Source organism: Paenibacillus endoradicis (genome assembly GCF_024721975.1).
The window spans coordinates 1-18,893 of the sequence record NZ_JANQBB010000009.1 but is presented as its reverse complement, the minus strand read 5'-3'; the positions used below and the strand labels follow the sequence as shown (position 1 = coordinate 18,893).

The window sequence follows — 18,893 nt, the reverse complement described above, 5'->3', positions numbered from 1 at the left end:
GATGAGAGCGATAGATAAGAAACGTTCCGCATGGATGACTCCACGTAAATGGATAACTTTCAGTATATTGTTCCTTATTCTCATAACTGTTCTACTGGTCATGTTCTATCGCAGTATTCAGATGGATCGTTGGAATGAAAAAGCTGCAGTACGCATTAGTCTTCAAGAACAATATGACTTATCCACTGAAAGCTATCTTGAGAAATATATATGGGAAGAACAGTATTGGATATTGTTAGCCAAAACTTGGAATGGGCAAGAACAGTATGCTGTTTGGCAAGACAACAATATTCTAACATCTGTAAATACGGATGCAATTGTATCTTCAGAAGTAATATTACAAAGACTGCAATCATCAAATCCAGCAGCACAAAATATTACAATAGAAGAAGCATATTTGTCTGGACAGCTAGCATGGGAAGTACATTACAGTGAGAATGCAAGTGACTATACCATCTACGCATTTTACGCAATGAGTGATGGAAAGTTAATAAATGAATATACAATTCCTAAGGAAACGAGATCATAAAGGTCTCGTTTCCTTTATTTATGCAATCAAATCGTGTAGCAAAAATGATATACTATTTGATATACAAAATAACAATATGAAATTTATATATTGATAATTGAGGTGGATTAATTGCAAAATTTCAAGCTAAAGCCAATGATTATCGCATTTATTATTACGATTATAGTTACAGTGACTGGTGGATTTACTTATCAGTATGTAGCACAGCAAAAACCACTAGAAACACAGCTGAAGCAAGCCCAGTATTCATTGGTAACTTTACCAATTGAACAAGAAGCAGAGCGCATCACGATTGAGATTTCTCCTCAATCTAATGCGAGTCTTGAAGATGCAGTGCATGAAATAGAAATGATCATGTCCAAACATTCCAAAGAATCGGATCTCATTAATATTACACTCGCTAAGCAAGATCAGGGCGAACTTGATTCACTTTGGGAAAACCAGTTGTTCACTGTTGCTGAAGCGATGTCCTCCAAACAGTATAGCAAGTTGCCAGTTTTAATGGATTCTCTCCAGCAGCAAGTAGAGGGATTAGAGACAATCGCATCTATCGATTCAAACTATGTATACGTAACATTAAGTAAAGATAATTTAATTAAACATGTATTACTTCCGATCAACAATCAGGAGATGGGGGTATGGAATAATGCGTAACTATGCTAAGGAAATTGCAGTCGGTATATTTGTCGCAATATTAAGTGTGTCTATTGGTTTTTTCGTTAATATAGGAGCGGGAATATTTAGTGTGATTTTATTCGGAGTGATCTATATGATGGCAACACAACCGAATAAACAATTAGGGTTAGCTAGTTTGAAGAAACAAAACAAATCATTCATTGAACCCATCACATTTGATCAAGTTGGTGGTCAATTACATGTTAAACAAGAATTACAAGAAGCATTAGACTTTCTAGTTCAACGTGATCAAATAGCAAAGCGCGGTATTCGACTGATGAAAGGTATTCTGCTTACGGGTCCTCCAGGTACAGGTAAAACAATGTTAGCTAAAGCTGCTGCTAATTACACGGACAGTGTATTTATTGCAGCATCAGGTAGTGAATTTGTTGAGAAGTATGTAGGTACAGGAGCAAATCGGGTTCGTGAATTATTCACTAAAGCTAGAAAACAAGCGAAAGATCAAAATAAGAAAAATGCGATAGTTTTTATCGATGAAATAGATGTGATTGGTGGGAAACGTGACGGTGGACAACATCGTGAGTATGATCAAACATTAAATCAACTTTTAACCGAATTAGATGGTATATACCATAATGCAGAAGTAAACATATTACTAATAGCAGCAACGAATCGAAAAGATATATTAGATGAAGCACTTGTTAGACCAGGTCGATTCGATCGACATATCGAAGTATCTCTACCTGATAAAAAGGGTCGTCGTCATATTCTTGAATTGCATGCAGCGAATAAAAAACTCCACGAAGATGTTGATTTTGATCAAATTGCTAAAGATACGTATCAATTTTCAGGTGCACAACTTGAAGCCGTTATGAATGAGGCGGCAATTTATACGTTGCGTGACGGACATGAGCGTATAACTAGAGAACATGTACAAGCAGCTATCGATAAAGTGTTATTGGGTGAGAAAAACAATCGTGAGGCAACGTATGAAGACAAATTAAGAGTAGCACGTCATGAACTAGGTCATGCTATTATGGCAGAAGTTACTGCCCCCGGTTCAGTAGCACAAGTAGTACTTACTCCACGTGGGGGTGCACTTGGATTTGTACGACATACACCAACAACTGATAAATATTTATATACAAAGACTGAGATCGAAGGCAAAATTATGGTTACTTTAGGTGGCTCAGTTGCTGAAGAATTATTTTATGGTGAGCGTAGTACAGGATCAAAGGGTGATTTTGATCAAGCATTGCAGTTGGTAAAGACTATGGTAGAGTCAGGATTAACATCAGTTGGAATTATTGATAGTAGCATGATGACACCAGATCGTTGGAATTCAATAACAAATCAAGTTTTAAATGAATTATTGATGAAGACAAAGCAAAAATTAGAAGAGTATTATGTGATATTTGATAAAACGATGCCTCATTTAATGGAAGATGAGTTTGTTAGTGGTGACAATTTTAGAAATTTATTGTTAAATAACCAAAGATTTTAGAAAAATTTATGACAAAATGCATAAGAGCGCTTACTGAGCCTACAAAGTTTTTAAAAAAGAGGTATAATGTAAAGGACAAAATGTTGTAAGGGAGAAACGAAAAACCTATGATTAAGAAAGTTGGAGTTGTTGGAGTAGGGACAATGGGTCAAGGAATTGCTGAGATGCTAGCTAAAAACAGCTTAGATGTCTACATGCTTGAAAATTCTAAAGACCGACTAGAACATGCTTTGCATATGATTGAGGTTAGCCTAGATAAACAAATAGAGAAGTGGGCTATCACATCATCAGAAAAAAAATTGATTCTATCTCGTATTCATGCAATCACTGAAATGGAAGAATTAACGAATTGTGAGTTAATTATCGAGTCCATTACAGAAGATTTGGATAAGAAAAAAGAAATATTTAAACAACTTGATCAAGTAACAAGTTCTGATACAATTCTTGCAAGTAATACATCTTCACTTAGCTTAACAGAAATCGCTAGCGCAACGCGTTCACCTGAACGTGTTATTGGTATGCACTTCATTCATCCAGTAGCAACGATAGATATGGTTGAAATTGTTCGTGGTCTGAAAACATCAGAAGCTACTGTTGAAGCAACAAAAGAATTTGCAGAAATTGTTATTCAGAAAAAAGGAGTTATGGTATTTGAATCTCCAGGATTCGTAACGACTCGTTTGATCTGTCTATTAATCAATGAGGCACTTCATGTACTTGAAGAAGGCGTTGCTACAGCAGAAGATATCGATAACGCGATGCGTGTTGGTTATTCATTCAAATATGGTCCATTCCAAATGGCTGATCATTTTGGATTAGATTCCGTTCAAGCTGCGCTTGAAAATATGTTCCGTGAATATGGTGAGTTGAAATATAGACCATCATTCGTACTTAAAAAAATGGTACGCGCAGGACATTTAGGAGTCAAAGCTGGAGTAGGATTTTTCAAATATGATGTGGATGGAGATCGAATCTAATGAAAGTACTTGTAATTAATGCTGGAAGTTCATCATTGAAATATCAATTGTTCGATATGACGAACGAATCTGTACTAGCTAGTGGTCGAGTAGAGCGTATTGGAATGGATTCTTCCATCGTTACTCATGAACCAGTTGGTAAAGAAGAAGTTGTTGAAGTTAAAGAAATATTGGACCATGTAACTGCGGTTAAACGTGTTATAGATATGTTAATTCATTCCGAACATGGCGTAGTGAAGTCAATGGCAGAAATAGATGCTGTAGGTCACCGTATTGTACATGGTGGCGAAATTTTCAAAAATTCTGTTATTGTAACAGATGAAGTGAAAAGTGAGATCAAACGATTGTTCGAGCTTGCTCCACTTCATAACCCAGCGCATATGATGGGAATTGTAGCTGTTGAAATGAACTTGCCAAATGTACCGCAAGTTGTTGTATTTGACACAGCTTTCCATCAAACAATGCCAAAAACGTCTTATCTATATGCAATTCCAAAATCATTGTACAAACGTCATAAAGTACGTCGCTACGGATTCCATGGAACATCTCATGCATATGTGAGTGATGTTGCTGCAAAGGTGCTTGGAGAAGATTTGGCTTCCTTAAAAATGATTACTTGCCATATTGGTAACGGCGGTAGTCTAACAGCAATTCTGGATGGTAAATCATTCGATACAAGTATGGGTATGACTCCGCTTGAAGGACTTATGATGGGTACTCGTAGTGGTGATTTGGATCCTGCAATCGTTCCTTTCGTTATGAACAAAGAAGACTTAACATTGAATGAAGTAAATTCTATGTTGAACAAGCATAGTGGACTTCTGGCAGTATCAGGACTAAGCTCTGATATGCGAGAAATTACCGATTCAATGGGTGAGAACGAAGATGCTAAGCTTGCATTCGATATGTATGTATACCGTGTAAGAAAATATGTTGGTAGCTATGCTGCTGCTATGAATGGTCTTGATGTGATGGTGTTTACTGCAGGTGTGGGTGAGAACTCAGTTGTTCTTCGTAAAGCAGTATGTGATGGTCTTACATTCCTAGGTATTGAAATTGATGAGGAATTGAATGCAAAACGTAGCAAAGAGCCGCGCGTCATTTCAACTCCAAATTCACGTGTGAAAATCATGGTCGTGCCGACGAATGAGGAGCTATTAATCGCAAGAGACACATATAATCTCGTAAAATAGAAGTAGTTCAAAAAGCGGACTTTGATCACGATGTGTATACTAACGTAGACTATTCGACATCGAATATGCTCCCCCATCGAAAGCCTGCGTGTGCTCACGTACACAAAACGTACGCTGTGCTACTCGTTTTCGTTGTGGGGCATCTTCTCGATTCTGAAAGCCCGCTTTTTGAACCTTTATTTAAATTAAGGGCAACAACAACAGCAAAAATACATATAGAGCTAAATAAGGAGAAGGGAGGGATATTATGAGTGATCATATCTGGAAGGCATATGCCCATGGTATGAATGTGATACTGCAAGAAGGTGGAATTCAAGTTTCTTCCCTGTTACTTCGTAGTTATCGTGCCCTTGGTTTAGAGGATTCAGAAGCTATGCTATTACTACATATTATTCAGTATGCAGAGGTTGAACATAATCCTTTCCCAACTCCTGAGGAGCTTTCTGAGCGGATGGGTGTACATAGTCATGTCATTACTGGGTGGCTACAAAAGCTTTTTAATAGCGGTTTCCTAACGATTGAGCAGGAAACAATTCATGATATTATCGGTGAAACTTATAATTGGTCTGGTTGGTATATGCTTGCAACGAATTGGTATGCCAAGGAACTGCGTGCATCGAAGAAAGTTGAACGTCAGAAAGTAAATAAAGTTGTTCATCAAGATCAATCTGCAGATCTATTTTCATTATTTGAACAAGAGTTTGGTAGACCTTTATCACCAATGGAATATGAAACGATCGGCGCTTGGATTGATCAAGATCGATACTCAGATGAAATCATTCGCTTTGCATTGAAAGAATCTGTATTTTCTGGAAAGTTAAGCTTAAGGTATATTGACCGCATATTAATAGAATGGGCTAGAAATCGTGTAACAACAGCAGAAGAAGCAAAGCTACATTCGCAGAAATTTTATTCCAAAAACCTATAAGTCAATAGTGAGATTATGGTGCAAACATCTGCATCATGCTCACATGACTTATAGGTTTTTTATTTGTGCATGATATAAAGTAATGTTAATTACTGAAATAAAAAACATTTGCACGAATAGATGGAATTGCAATATACCATATGAAAAATATGAAACTTGATGTAGAATGAGAAAATTATATAAACATACGCGATGAAATATAAGCTTTTTGATAAAACTTTTCATTTAGAAGAGTATCGAGAAGATAATGAAACGTTTTGGGAGGAAATAATGATGAACCCAACCTGTCAAATTTTAATTGTTGACGATGAAGTATTAGTAAGACAAGGTATAAAGCATTTACTGAATTGGGAGAGCGAAGGGTTCAGTATCGTTGGAGAAGCGTCAAATGGTAAAGAAGCGTTAGAGTTAGTCGGAAAATTATCACCGCATATTGTCATTACTGATATCGTAATGCCATTGATGGATGGTGTTGAATTTACAAGTATTCTAAAAAGTAATTATCCTCAAATTGAAGTTGTTGTATTGAGTAGTTTTGGTGAATTCAACTATGTGCGATCAACTTTTCAAAGTGGCGTAGCAGATTATATATTAAAGCCGAAATTAGAAGCTAATCAATTATTAACAATTTTAAAGCGGGCAGCAAAAAAAATTCCATCATTACAACTTGTTGAAAATGATAAAGATGAATTTCTTAGCGTTAAGATGACACTTGATAAATTAATGTCAGGGTATGAGATGGATGCCTCTATGGAAAGTATTCATAATGTTTTTCCACATAATAGTTTTCGTTTCTTTGGAGCGGAGATGAAATACATTGAAAATGCTAATAAAGAGTTTTGGCTTGAGCAATTAAGTACGATGTTTCATTCATATGAGGAAAAAATCGTGGCAATGGTCGTGCCTACTGATAATAATATGGCTGTGTATCTTTTGAATATGAACGATCGTGATTGGGAGCAGATAATGGCTGAGATACGTAGTTTTGCTATTCACTCCACCGCAAATGTAACCGGCCTGTGTTGGACATTAGGAGATCCATTTACAAAAATCAGTGAATTATATGAAAAATATCATCAAGGTTACTTGAAAATGTGCTCGTACCGTTTTTATTTACCACAGAATACGACACTTATTATACGAAATGAATTACCGAAACTACATTCCGACTCTGTTGAATTTAATATGAGTCAATTTACTGAGCTAATGCAATCACGTAATTTCAATCGTGCTTTAGAGGTTTTATTTGATTATATCAAATACGCATCAACTGATTATGAGAAGGATGTATTTGCATTCAAGACGGTATTAGGCAACATTGTGTTCAATATTACAATCATTTTGGGAAAGTTAGAAATGGATACAGAGCTTATTGAAAACAAGAAATATAATTATTTCAGATCAATTAATGAGGCGAAACACGTCTCCGATGCCTTAAAAGAACTACATGCCTTTATTGATGAAATGAATGTAACATTAGCGATGAGTAAACAAACATCAGTAAATCCTAATATGTCGATGATCCTTAGCTATATAAGGCAGCATTATATGGACCCGATTAATTTAACGGATATCGCGAATCATTTTCACTTCAATCCATCTTATTTATCAAGCTTTTTCTCGTCACATAATGATGAAGGATTTAGTGAATATTTGAATCGTGTTCGTGTGAATAAGGCTGCAGAATTGCTACAAAAAGGTGAATTGTCGATTTCTGATATTAGTGAGAAAGTAGGATATTCTGATCATAGTTATTTCACTAAGGTATTCAAAAAAATTAATGGGGTATCACCGAGCCAATATCGTAAAGGTAACCAGACATAGAAAGGAGATCTGTGATGAAATGGCTAAAGGAAAAATTTCAATTTAAAGGATTATTTATTAAAATGTTCTCCGTAACTTTGATTAGTGTAATTACTGTAGCATTACTCACTTGGTTAGTTATGCTGCAGATGTCTGAAAAAGTATTTATGGATACCTTTAGCATAACGAATAGTAAAATTATGACTCAAATTCAAACGAGTTTAGAAAATATGAATTATGCGGTTTCAATGACAGCTAGTAATGCCAATAGCAGTGGAGAAATTAAAAGGTTTTTAACTGTTAATAATGAAACGACAATAGAAGCTTTACGAAGCCATTATCTCGTCACTAACGAGATGAACCGTTTGCAATCAACAGTTGCCACATATCCAATTACGATGATGATAACGGGAATGAATGGTTATCGTCATTCGACGGATAGTGCTTTTTGGCCACTAACTTATATGGACATGAACGATGATCCAATAACGATTGATACATTAAAAGAACCTAGAAAACTGCAATATCATCTAGATCGGAGATCATTAACTGCTCAAAATGATAAAGTTGTTATTGTAACTACAAAAGCTTTAATGGACCGTTCGAGTGGTCTTTTGTATGGCACGCTTTATTTTGCGATGCAAGAATCAGAATTTAAGAAAAGTTATACTGGATTTACAACTGTCGGAAATGATGTACTTTTGTTAGATCAAGATGGATTAGTGATGTCTTCAAATCGAAATTCTTTAATTGGTACGAATGAGCGACAATTATTGTCAGAAGTTGTTGAGATGAACACAAATGGATCTAACGTAATAGAAGTTGAATGGGAAGGTAAACAGCATCTTTTAATAGCAAAATATTTACCCACTTATGACTTATTTATTGTGAATACTGTAGATAAAAGAGCTGCATTAAGTCAGATGATGAACTTTAAGGTGGTAGCTGTTATTTGTGCTTTAATAGTTTGCATAGCGCTGTTTATTGTATTCATCATTACGCATCGCATTACGAAATCTTTAACATTACTAGCAAGACAAATGTCGAGAATTACGAAGCGTAATTTCGGGAATTACTTCACCGTTTCAGGCAGTTATGAAGTTAGAGAGCTTGGTAATGCTTATAACTACATGTTAGATGAACTTAATGACTACATTAGCCAACTTATAAAGACACAGAAAGATCAACGAAATGCTGAATTATCTGCATTACAGATGCAAATTAATCCGCATTTTCTCTATAACACATTAGCTTCGGTAAAAATATTAGTTCAACAAGGTAATAAAGAGAAAGCTACGCTGACCATTAATGCACTAATTGAACTACTGCAAAATACAATCGGTAATGCAAGTGAAACAATTTCAGTTGAAGAGGAACTTGTTAACTTGAAAAATTACGTGTTAATCAATCATATTCGATATGGAGAGCAAATTAATGTAAGTTATTTTATTGATGATAACTGTAAAGAGTATCAGCTCCCAAAATTAATTATACAACCGTTTATCGAGAATGCGTTTTTCCATGCATTCCGCGGACGTAATGATGGGTATATATACGTTATGATATCTCGAGAAGGTAGTAATCTTGTTTGTGAGATCGTAGATAACGGAATTGGAATGGATCTGAAGCAGAATAGTGAGCAAAAGAGTACACGACACTCTAGTCATTTTTTCTCTGGAATAGGGATTAGAAACGTCAATGATCGCCTTGAATTACTATATGGAGATAATTATGGAGTGAAAATTATTAGCTCTCCAGACCAAGGAACTCGAATTATTATTAATATGCCTATAATGATGCCTCAAAAAAATACCAAAATATAAAGAAAATCATAATTCATAAAATTAGCCCCAATAGGAACAATAGATATGACCAATCCAAACAAATATATTGCTAACGAGAGCATATTTGTAGTTGATATAATGTAATCGTTAGCCGGCAAACGCTTTCAAATTATAGAAAACAAAGGGGCGAATATCAAAGTGAAGAAGTTATTAACAGTAATGTTAGCAAGTTTTATGCTTCTAACAGCTTGTTCTAGCAACACAAACACTGGAAACAACGGAAATACTGGTTCTAACACAACAGGCAAACAAGAAATCACAGTGTGGGCTTGGGATAAAGCATTCAATATTGCAGCAATGGAAAAAGCAAAAGAAGCTTATGCTAAAACAAACCCAGACGTATCAGTTAAAATTATTGAAAATGCACAAGCAGATATCATTCAAAAATTGAATGCTGGATTTAACTCTGGAACTTCAAAAAGTCTTCCAACAATTGTGTTGATCGAAGATTATCGCGCTCAAAGTTTCCTTCAAGCTTATCCAGATTCATTCTTCGCACTTGATGAATTCATCAACACTGCAGATTTCGCAGATTACAAAATCGGTTCTACAAGCTTCGACGGTAAGCAATATGGCGTGCCTTTCGATAGTGGTGTAACTGGACTATATGTTAGAACAGATTACTTAGAAGAAGCTGGTTACACTGTAGCTGATCTGCAAGATATTACTTGGGATCAATATATTGAAATCGGAAAAGCAGTAAAAGCTAAAACAGGTAAAGATATGCTTACACAAGACCCTAATGACCTTGGATTAATTCGTATGATGATTCAATCTGCTGGTTCTTGGTATATGGAAGAGGATGGAACAACTCCTGCTCTTGCAAATAACGCAGCTTTAGCTCAAGCATTTGAAACTTATAAAAATATTATGGATGCTGGATTCGTTAAAGTTATTTCTGACTGGAGCCAATTCGTTGGTGCATTCAATAGTGGTGAAGTTGCTACTATTCCTACTGGTAACTGGATCACTGCATCAGTTAAAGCAGAGGCAGATCAATCTGGTAAATGGGCGATTGTTCCATTCCCAACACTTCCTAACATAGCTGAATCTGTACATGCATCTAACCTTGGTGGTAGCTCTTGGTATGTATTGAATGTTGATGGTAAAGAAGCTGCTGCTGAATTCCTAAAAGCAACTTTCGCTTCTAATGTTGATCTATATCAATCATTAGTTACTGATATCGGTGTAATTGGTACTTTCAAAGCTGCTGCAACTGGCGATGCTTATACAAAAGAAGATGAGTTCTTTGGTGGTCAAAAAGCCATCTCTGATCTTGCTGCATGGACAGAGAAAATTCCTAATGTAAACTACGGTATGCATACTTATGCGATCGAAGATCTTCTAGTTGTAGAAATGCAAAATTACTTGAACGGAACTGATCTTAAAAAAGCATTAGGTAACGCTCAAACACAAGCTGAGTCACAAATTAAATAATGGATTTGTAGCTCGAAGTCAAGATTATTAATTAAGGATCCTTTGTTCTACTGCTACTGGAATTGTAGCAGTAGAACAAAGGACCAAGGTTAATATGGCCATAAAGAAAGGGGCTATTATAGTGAAAACAGCTAAGAAAGGCATGAGTATACAAACAAAGTCGAACTTAACAGGTTGGGCTTTCATCAGTATTGCATGCATCATGATTTTTATCTTTTACTTTTATCCAATGATTCAAGCCTTGCTTCTTTCTTTCAAATCAGGAAAAGGAATGAACTTAGAATTTGTTGGATTTGACAACTACGTAAGATTATTCACTGATACAACGTTCATCGCAGCACTGAAAAACACGATGTTATACTTAGTAATTCAAGTACCGGTTATGATATTATTTGCGCTATTTATATCAGTATTACTTAATAGTAGCAATTTGAAATTTAAAGGATTTTTCCGTACTGCAATTTTCTTACCTGCAGTTACATCATTAGTAGCTTACTCAGTAATTTTCAAGTACTTATTCGGAACAGATGGTTTAATTAACCAAATGCTTATGAAATTACATTTAATGAATACTCCTATCGAATGGATTACAGATCCTTTCTGGGCTAAAGTAACAATTATCATTGCTATTACATGGCGTTGGACAGGTTACAACATGATTTTCTATCTATCTTCATTGCAAAATATTGATAACTCAATTTATGAAGCAGCACGAATTGATGGTGCATCAGCTACTCGACAATTTTTCGGTATTACAATTCCGTTACTTAAACCGATTATCTTATTTACGTCAATAACATCGACTATCGGAACATTACAACTATTTGATGAGGTCGTTAATATTACTAAAGGCGGACCAGGAAATAGTACTCTGTCGATTTCTCAATACATTTACAACTTATCATTCAAGTATTCATCAGACTTTGGTTATGCAGCGACGGTTTCTTATTCCATCGTAATAATCATCATTATATTAGCATTCTTGCAGTTCAAATTGGCAGGTGACGACAAATGAGTAAGTTAAAAAGTACTTTCATCTACTTATTCCTAATCGTTGCAGCGATCGTCTCAATTTTCCCTTTCTTATGGATGATTGTAAGTGCGACGAATACATCAGCAGATGTAACAAAAGGAACAATACTACCAGGTACCCATCTTATTGAAAATATTAAAAACTTATTCGCTACGGTTGATATCGGTCCAGCATTATGGAACTCAGCGAAAATTTCGGTTACGACAACTGTATTATCACTACTAATTGCTTCATTAGCTGGATACGGCTTTGAAATTTATCGTAGTAAGGCAAAGGATAGAGTATTCTCCGTATTGCTGTTATCAATGATGATTCCATTTGCAGCAATTATGGTTCCTTTGTTCCAAATGTTTGCTAAAGTATCATCTACTGCACCAGGCATCGGTGTTGATACATTAGCAGGGGTGATTCTACCAACTGTAACCACTGCATTCTTGATTTTCTTCTTCCGTCAAAACTCGAAAATGTTCCCGAAAGATCTTTTGGAAGCAGGCCGAATTGATGGGTTGACAGAGCTTGGATTATTCTTCAAAGTATTTATGCCAACAATGAAAACAACTTATGCAGCAGCAGGTATTATTACGTTCATGTCAAGCTGGAACAACTATTTATGGCCACTAATTATTCTTCAATCTCCAGAGAAGAGAACTGTGCCAATGTTAATATCCAATCTAGGTTCAAGTTACACACCTGATTATGGTATTATAATGACAGCAATCGTTATTTCTACGATTCCTACAGCACTTGTATTCTTCTTCATGCAGAAGCATTTCGTGGCAGGTATGACAGGTTCTGTGAAATAACATTATCTTACCTAAAGCCAGGCAATGCTCCTTGTGGGCATTATCTGGCTTTTACATTATGTATTGGAGGATTTATTAATGACAACAACTACACCGAAACTAGACTGGCTAACGGATACAGAAGTATTTGCAGTGAATCGCGTACAAGCACATTCTGATCACAAATATTATGAGACGTTTGATGAAGCCATTCAAAGAGCACCGATGGCATTACGTCATTCATTAAATGGTAACTGGAAATTTCAATACTCACCTAACCCAATAGATCGTCCTACGACTTTCTTTGAAAGTAATCATGATAGTTCAAGCTGGGGATATATCGAAGTTCCCGGTCATATTCAACTTCAAGGTCATGGTAAGCCACAATATGTGAATACGATGTACCCATGGGATGGTCACCACGAACTTAGACCACCAGCAGTTGCGATGAATGATAATCCAGTTGGTAGCTATATTACTTACTTTAATACTCCATCTACTATGAAAGATAAAAAAACATATATTTCGTTTCAAGGTGTAGAATCAGCATTTTACGTTTGGCTTAATGGTCAATTTGTTGGTTATAGTGAAGATAGCTTTACACCTTCAGAATTTGAATTAAGTCCTTACTTAATCGATGGTGAAAACAAACTAGCAGTAGAAGTGTATCAACGTAGTACCGGTAGTTGGCTAGAAGATCAAGATTTTTGGCGTTTTTCAGGTATTTTCCGTGATGTATACTTGTATGCTGTACCGGAAATTCATGTGCAAGATATGTTTATCCATGCTGATCTAGATGATACGTATAAAAAAGGTGCTCTTTCTGTAGACTTTACTATGCAAGCAGATAAAGGTTACAGCATTGCTATGCAATTATATGATGCAAGTGGAGAGCCAGTTGCTGAAACGAACTCTACGTTAAGTTCAGCTAATAAAGTTACTGTTAGTCTAGATGCTGGAGAAGTTAATTCTTGGAGTGCAGAATCTCCGTATCTCTATGAACTTTTCGTTATGGTTTCAGATGAGCAAGGGGAATTAATTGAAGTTATTACTTATCGTGTTGGATTCCGTCGCTTTGAGATGATTAATAAAGTAATGCATATTAATGGTCAACGTATTGTGTTTAAAGGTGTGAATCGTCATGAATTCAATAGCCGTCGCGGTCGTGCAATTACGGATGAAGATATGCGATGGGATATTAAAACAATTAAACAAAACAATTTGAATGCTGTTCGTACCTCACATTACCCTAACCAATCGCTTTGGTATGAGCTTTGTGATGAGTATGGAATCTATCTAATTGATGAGATGAATCTAGAAACTCACGGTTCTTGGCAGAAGATGGGGGCAGTAGAACCTTCTTGGAACGTTCCAGAGAACAAGGAAGAATGGCAAGATATCGTAATGGATCGTGCGATTTCTATGGTTGAACGTGATAAGAATCATCCTTCCATTCTAATCTGGTCCGTAGGTAACGAAGCATATGCAGGGCAAGTATTATTAAATGTTGCTAACTATTTCCGTAGTATTGACCCATCTCGACTTGTACATTATGAGGGAGTATTCCATAACCGTAAGTACAATGATACAAGTGATATGGAAAGTCGTATGTACGCGAAACCAGCAGATATTGAAGCGTATTTGAATGATAATCCTGACAAGCCTTATATTAGCTGTGAGTATATGCACGCGATGGGTAACTCTGTCGGAGGTATGCATAAATACACTGAGCTTGAAAATAAATATGCAATGTATCAAGGTGGTTTTATCTGGGATTACATCGATCAAGTGATCGTGAAAGAAGATCGTTATGGTAAGGAGTTCCTTGCCTATGGTGGAGATTTTGATGATCGTTCAACAGATTACAACTTCTGTACTAATGGTATTGTATACGCAGATCGCCGGGTATCACCAAAAATGCAAGAAGTGAAATTCCTATATCAGAACATGAAATTAACACCTGATGCAAATGGTGTTAATATCGTCAATGAGAATTTGTTCATTGGTACTGAAGGTTATGAACTTGTAATTGCATTACATCATAACGGTGAATTAGTTGAAGATATTGCATTGGATATCGATGTACCAGCAGGTAATGAATCATACATTCCTGTCGATTTCTATACAGAATTTGAAATGGGTGAGTATTCAGTTACGGCTTCATTGAATTTGAAAGAAGCGACGCTGTGGGCAGAAGCTGGGCATGAAGTTGCTTTCGGTCAGCATATTTTCGTAATTGAAGCTGAGGAAGTAGTAGCACCAATGAAACGTACATTCCGCGTAGCTGAAGGTGATGTTAATATTGGTGTTCATGGTAGAGACTTTAGCATCATGTTCTCTAAGCAAGCAGGAACACTAATCTCAGTGAACTATGCTGGTCGTGAGATGATTGCTGGCCAACCAGCACCATTATTCTGGAGAGCTATGACGGACAATGATAAAGGTTTTGCACAAGGTTTTGAGTCAGGTGCATGGTTCGCAGCTAGCTTAACTCGTAAATGTGTTAATCTTGAGCTTATCGAAACAGAAAATTCCGTAACTGTGAAATACACTTATAAACTAAACATTAGTGATGCAGTAACGGTAACTGTTGCTTATACGGTATCAGAAAGTGGAGCGATTCATGTGAAATCAGAATACTTTGGTGCAGAGAACTTACCAAAACTTCCGATCTTCGCACTTTCCTTCAAAGTTCCAGCCGATTACGATCAATTAGACTGGTATGCAATGGGACCAGATGAGAACTATATTGATCGTGCTTTCGGTGCCCGTCTAATGTCATTCAGTAATGAAGCGAAAGACAATGTGTCAGCATATGTTGTACCACAAGAATCAGGTAACCGTACTGGCGTACGTCGAGTAGCTGTAACGAATAAGCTAGGTCAAGGTATTAAGTTAACTTCTCCTGCAACAACACCAGTGGAATGTAATATTTCACCGTACACTGCTTTTGAGCTTGAAAGTGCAATGCATCATTATGAATTACCAAATGTTCACTATACCGTTGTAACGGTAGCTGGGAAGCAGATGGGTGTTGGCGGTGATGATAGCTGGGGAGCTCCAGTTCATGACGAGTATCTAATTCAAGCAAATCAAAACCTAAGCTTCGAGTTCACGATCGAGCGAGCTTAGAGCAAAGTTTATAAAGATAATAGTATAGAAATTGTCGAGCCAGGGGATCAACTTCCCCTGGTCTCCACCATGTAAATCCGCAATCTCATGAGGTTGAGGATTTTTTGTGTTTTAATAAATAAGATATTTGCTAGATATTGTCTTAACAAACTTATCTAATGAAGATGGTTAGAGAAGTTACGATATGTTCTGTACGAAAAAGACCATAGCAAAGGATAGTCTTTTAAATAGTCATAATTACATTAAAAGTTAATATTGGCAAAAATTATTGACAAAACAACGTAACATCATTCAAAATATAGACAGAGCATCGCTCTGTTAGGAGATGATTTCTGGTGGTAAGAGTCGTTAAACAACCCGAAGAAAGAAAAGAAGAATTACTGGGAGTTGCAATAAAGCTATTTATGGAAAAGGGGTATGTCCATACATCAGTCAAAGACATTTATATGGCGGTCAATGGCTCGTTCGGTATGTTTTATTACCATTTTAAGTCGAAGGAAGAAATTTTTGAGGCTGCGATGGCTAAGTATACTGATCAGTTTGTAAAGGAAATTTCTGATATTTTGCAAAATACAGAAATTCCCTTTGAGCAACGGTATCAACTCGTTTTTTCGCATTGGCTGGAGTTAATTCTTGGGCGTGATAAAGTACGTGGTACGCAACATGATGTGGAAGTGTTTCGAATACTATCAGGAAAAATGTTGAGCGGAGCAATTCATCCTGTCACACTGTATATAGATGAAGGTATAAAAAGGGGATTGATGATCACGGATAATAGTCGTCAGTCCGCCATCGTATTGGTTTATGGCTTATTTGGGCTAACCCAGGAAGAAAGAAACCGCCTTTCATCCAATGAAAATGCATCTCACATTTTTGCTCAGTCATCAAAACTAGTTTCACTATTACTTGGAGCAGATGAAAAGAATTTTCGCTTTAAAGAATGAGAATATAGGAAGGTTGTGAACGTATGCACAATGACTTGTTAACCATCGGTCCGTTGACGATTCACGGTTATGGCTTGATGATTGCGCTGGGTATCGTTGTCGCGTACTCGGCAACCTTATATTGGGCCAAGCGTCTTCATCTACAGAGTGATCATATTGCTTCATTAATAATTTGGTGTTTGGTGGGCGGAATATTAGGTGCAAAACTATTGTACTGGACGACTCAAGTTAAGAGCATCTTACAGGACCCGATGATTTTGTTAAACTTTACTGATGGATTCGTGGTTTATGGAGGTATTATTGGGGGGATCTTGGCAGGATATTTGTATTGCCGAAAGTCTAATCTTAATTTCATGCAATGCTTTGATCTGATAATTCCATCTGTAGCGTTGGCGCAAGGCTTTGGTCGAATCGGATGTTTTCTCGCGGGTTGCTGCTATGGTCAAGAAACAACTAGTTGGTTTGGTGTCGTATTTCCTGCATCCTCGTTTGCTCCTAGTGGCGTTGCATTAGTCCCTACGCAATTGATTTCAAGCGTGCTCGATTTTCTTCTCTTTCTTATATTGGTTTTCTTTGCTAAGAAGAAAAAAGCTCATGGACAAGTTGCAGCATTATATCTACTTCTATATAGCAGCGGAAGATTTGTACTTGAATTTTACAGAGGAGATATCATCCGCGGAAATGTGGGCATGTTATCCACGTCTCAATTTATAGCAATTATTCTAATTATAATCAGTATCGGAATGATTGTGATATCTTTCAAGAAACTGAGTCTGAGGATAACTTAAACTTAGAGGTTTTGAGGTACATCCGTATAGTAAATATAGTATTGATTGTAGCGCTGTTCGTTTCCCTGTTGCCAATGCTACCTTACTTGGTAGTAATGACTCAAGTTAATTCTAAAAGGCTAAATCAGAAAAATGTTGAAGGGTCCAATATTATCCAGTTAAACCGAAACGTAGTATGAATTTCTTATTTAACATATTTCACAACCTTTCTTGAAATCAAAAAAATCACCACGGTTGTTTTTGTGATGGTTATCAAAAGTGTATTACCCGGTACGAGTTTTATTACTTAATTGTAAACTTAATAGTTTATTTGACATTGTGTTCTCATACTCCTTGTTACCTTGATAACGAAACCAAGACAAATAATGTTATAAATACTTGGTTGCAACACAATCGAAATGATCAATACAACGGTTTAAACAACTTTGATAACTGTTCACAGTCTGAATGTCGGATACACCTTTAACTCGTTGTTTCCATCAGACTTGTAGCGGAAATGCTCTAACCCTTTCGAATTAGCTTATGATCTTAATGTCCGTCATAAATATGTACGAACTACATTCGCATCTGATAAATAATCACCAAGAGCCTCATTTAATTATGTTGTCCGAATAAGTCTACGTCCAAAAACAACAGAGAACATTGTTTTCTGGCTATCACTAGCACTAATACACCATTGTTGCTATCTATATTACTATGTATTGTTTTAGGAACTGCCTATTTTGTCGACTTATAAATTTTTATAGTAATTCTCCTATTAACAATATAAGTAATTCTAGATTAGATAGAGTAGCAGATCTTATGTGAGAGAGACGTTTATTAAAGGCTTTATATGTTTCTAAGTTAAATTACCAGCAAGAAAATGACTAAGTGTTTTAAATAAAATAATTATGATTAAAGAAAAAATAATATATCATTAATTTAATAGTTTTCAGAAAAATTGAAATAACACATCATCTAGTATTAATTTGAAGTAATACATCATGATATAGTGTGTAATAAAATAATTAAAAATAATATACAAAAAAGCTTGCAAAGCCTATAAGTTCTATGGTAAATTACTACTTGTCGCCGCGAGAGATTGCGAGACACACACGAAAACGAAATGCGAATCACACTTACATAAGTAAATGAGAAACGCTTTGATATTTTCGCTTGATCTTTGAAAACTGAACAACGAGTAAGAACTGCCATTATCATTTTCACCCCGTGAAAATGATAATAACAAGCGAAACAAAATGAGCAAGTCAAACACTTTAATGGAGAGTTTGATCCTGGCTCAGGACGAACGCTGGCGGCGTGCCTAATACATGCAAGTCGAGCGGAGTTGAAGAGAAGCTTGCTTCTCTGATACTTAGCGGCG

General features: G+C 36.2%; 14 protein-coding genes and 1 rRNA gene. All 15 read left to right on the top strand.

From position 1 onward, the window contains the following. Position 1 precedes the first annotated feature (1 nt). A complete protein-coding gene (locus tag NV377_RS23230; protein WP_258203208.1) occupies positions 2-529 on the top strand; it encodes a hypothetical protein in 528 nt (175 codons plus the stop codon). Between the two features lie 111 nt (positions 530-640). After that, positions 641-1,183, top strand: a complete 543-nt coding sequence (locus NV377_RS23225; protein ID WP_258203207.1) for a hypothetical protein — start codon at positions 641-643, stop codon at positions 1,181-1,183. After that, positions 1,176-2,669 carry an AAA family ATPase gene (locus tag NV377_RS23220; RefSeq protein WP_258203206.1) on the top strand — a complete coding sequence of 498 codons (1,494 nt, stop codon included), beginning with the start codon at positions 1,176-1,178 and terminating at the stop codon, positions 2,667-2,669. Before NV377_RS23225 ends, NV377_RS23220 begins: the two co-directional genes overlap by 8 nt. A 107-nt stretch (positions 2,670-2,776) precedes the next feature. Further along, positions 2,777-3,646, top strand: coding sequence for a 3-hydroxyacyl-CoA dehydrogenase family protein (locus NV377_RS23215; protein ID WP_258203205.1), 870 nt, complete (start codon positions 2,777-2,779; stop codon positions 3,644-3,646). After that, on the top strand, positions 3,646-4,839 hold the full coding sequence (locus NV377_RS23210) for an acetate/propionate family kinase (RefSeq protein WP_258203204.1): 1,194 nt from the start codon (positions 3,646-3,648) through the stop codon (positions 4,837-4,839). The genes NV377_RS23215 and NV377_RS23210 overlap by 1 nt, the downstream gene beginning before the upstream one ends. 247 nt (positions 4,840-5,086) lie before the next feature. Continuing rightward, positions 5,087-5,767, top strand: coding sequence for a DnaD domain protein (locus NV377_RS23205; protein ID WP_258203203.1), 681 nt, complete (start codon positions 5,087-5,089; stop codon positions 5,765-5,767). Between the two features lie 270 nt (positions 5,768-6,037). After that, positions 6,038-7,591, top strand: a complete 1,554-nt coding sequence (locus NV377_RS23200; protein ID WP_258203202.1) for a response regulator transcription factor — start codon at positions 6,038-6,040, stop codon at positions 7,589-7,591. A gap of 14 nt (positions 7,592-7,605) precedes the next feature. Further along, complete coding sequence (locus NV377_RS23195; RefSeq protein WP_258203201.1) at positions 7,606-9,393, top strand: cache domain-containing sensor histidine kinase; 1,788 nt, start codon at positions 7,606-7,608, stop codon at positions 9,391-9,393. A 159-nt stretch (positions 9,394-9,552) separates the two neighbouring features. Next, positions 9,553-10,851, top strand: a complete 1,299-nt coding sequence (locus tag NV377_RS23190) for an ABC transporter substrate-binding protein (protein ID WP_258203200.1) — start codon at positions 9,553-9,555, stop codon at positions 10,849-10,851. A gap of 142 nt (positions 10,852-10,993) precedes the next feature. Then, on the top strand, positions 10,994-11,866 hold the full coding sequence (locus NV377_RS23185) for a carbohydrate ABC transporter permease (RefSeq protein ID WP_373425850.1): 873 nt from the start codon (positions 10,994-10,996) through the stop codon (positions 11,864-11,866). After that, positions 11,863-12,687 (top strand): carbohydrate ABC transporter permease, encoded by an 825-nt coding sequence (locus tag NV377_RS23180; protein ID WP_258203198.1) that lies wholly within the window; start codon positions 11,863-11,865, stop codon positions 12,685-12,687. Before NV377_RS23185 ends, NV377_RS23180 begins: the two co-directional genes overlap by 4 nt. 78 nt (positions 12,688-12,765) lie before the next feature. Then, positions 12,766-15,798, top strand: coding sequence for a beta-galactosidase, LacZ type (gene lacZ, locus NV377_RS23175; protein WP_258203197.1), 3,033 nt, complete (start codon positions 12,766-12,768; stop codon positions 15,796-15,798). 335 nt (positions 15,799-16,133) lie between these two features. Next, positions 16,134-16,742: a TetR/AcrR family transcriptional regulator gene (locus NV377_RS23170; RefSeq protein WP_258203196.1), complete on the top strand. Its 609-nt coding sequence runs from the start codon at positions 16,134-16,136 to the stop codon at positions 16,740-16,742. A gap of 23 nt (positions 16,743-16,765) precedes the next feature. Continuing rightward, positions 16,766-17,530 (top strand): prolipoprotein diacylglyceryl transferase, encoded by a 765-nt coding sequence (locus NV377_RS23165; RefSeq protein WP_258203195.1) that lies wholly within the window; start codon positions 16,766-16,768, stop codon positions 17,528-17,530. Between the two features lie 1,256 nt (positions 17,531-18,786). Further along, positions 18,787-18,893: ribosomal RNA gene (locus NV377_RS23160) — 16S ribosomal RNA — on the top strand; the annotation flags it as partial.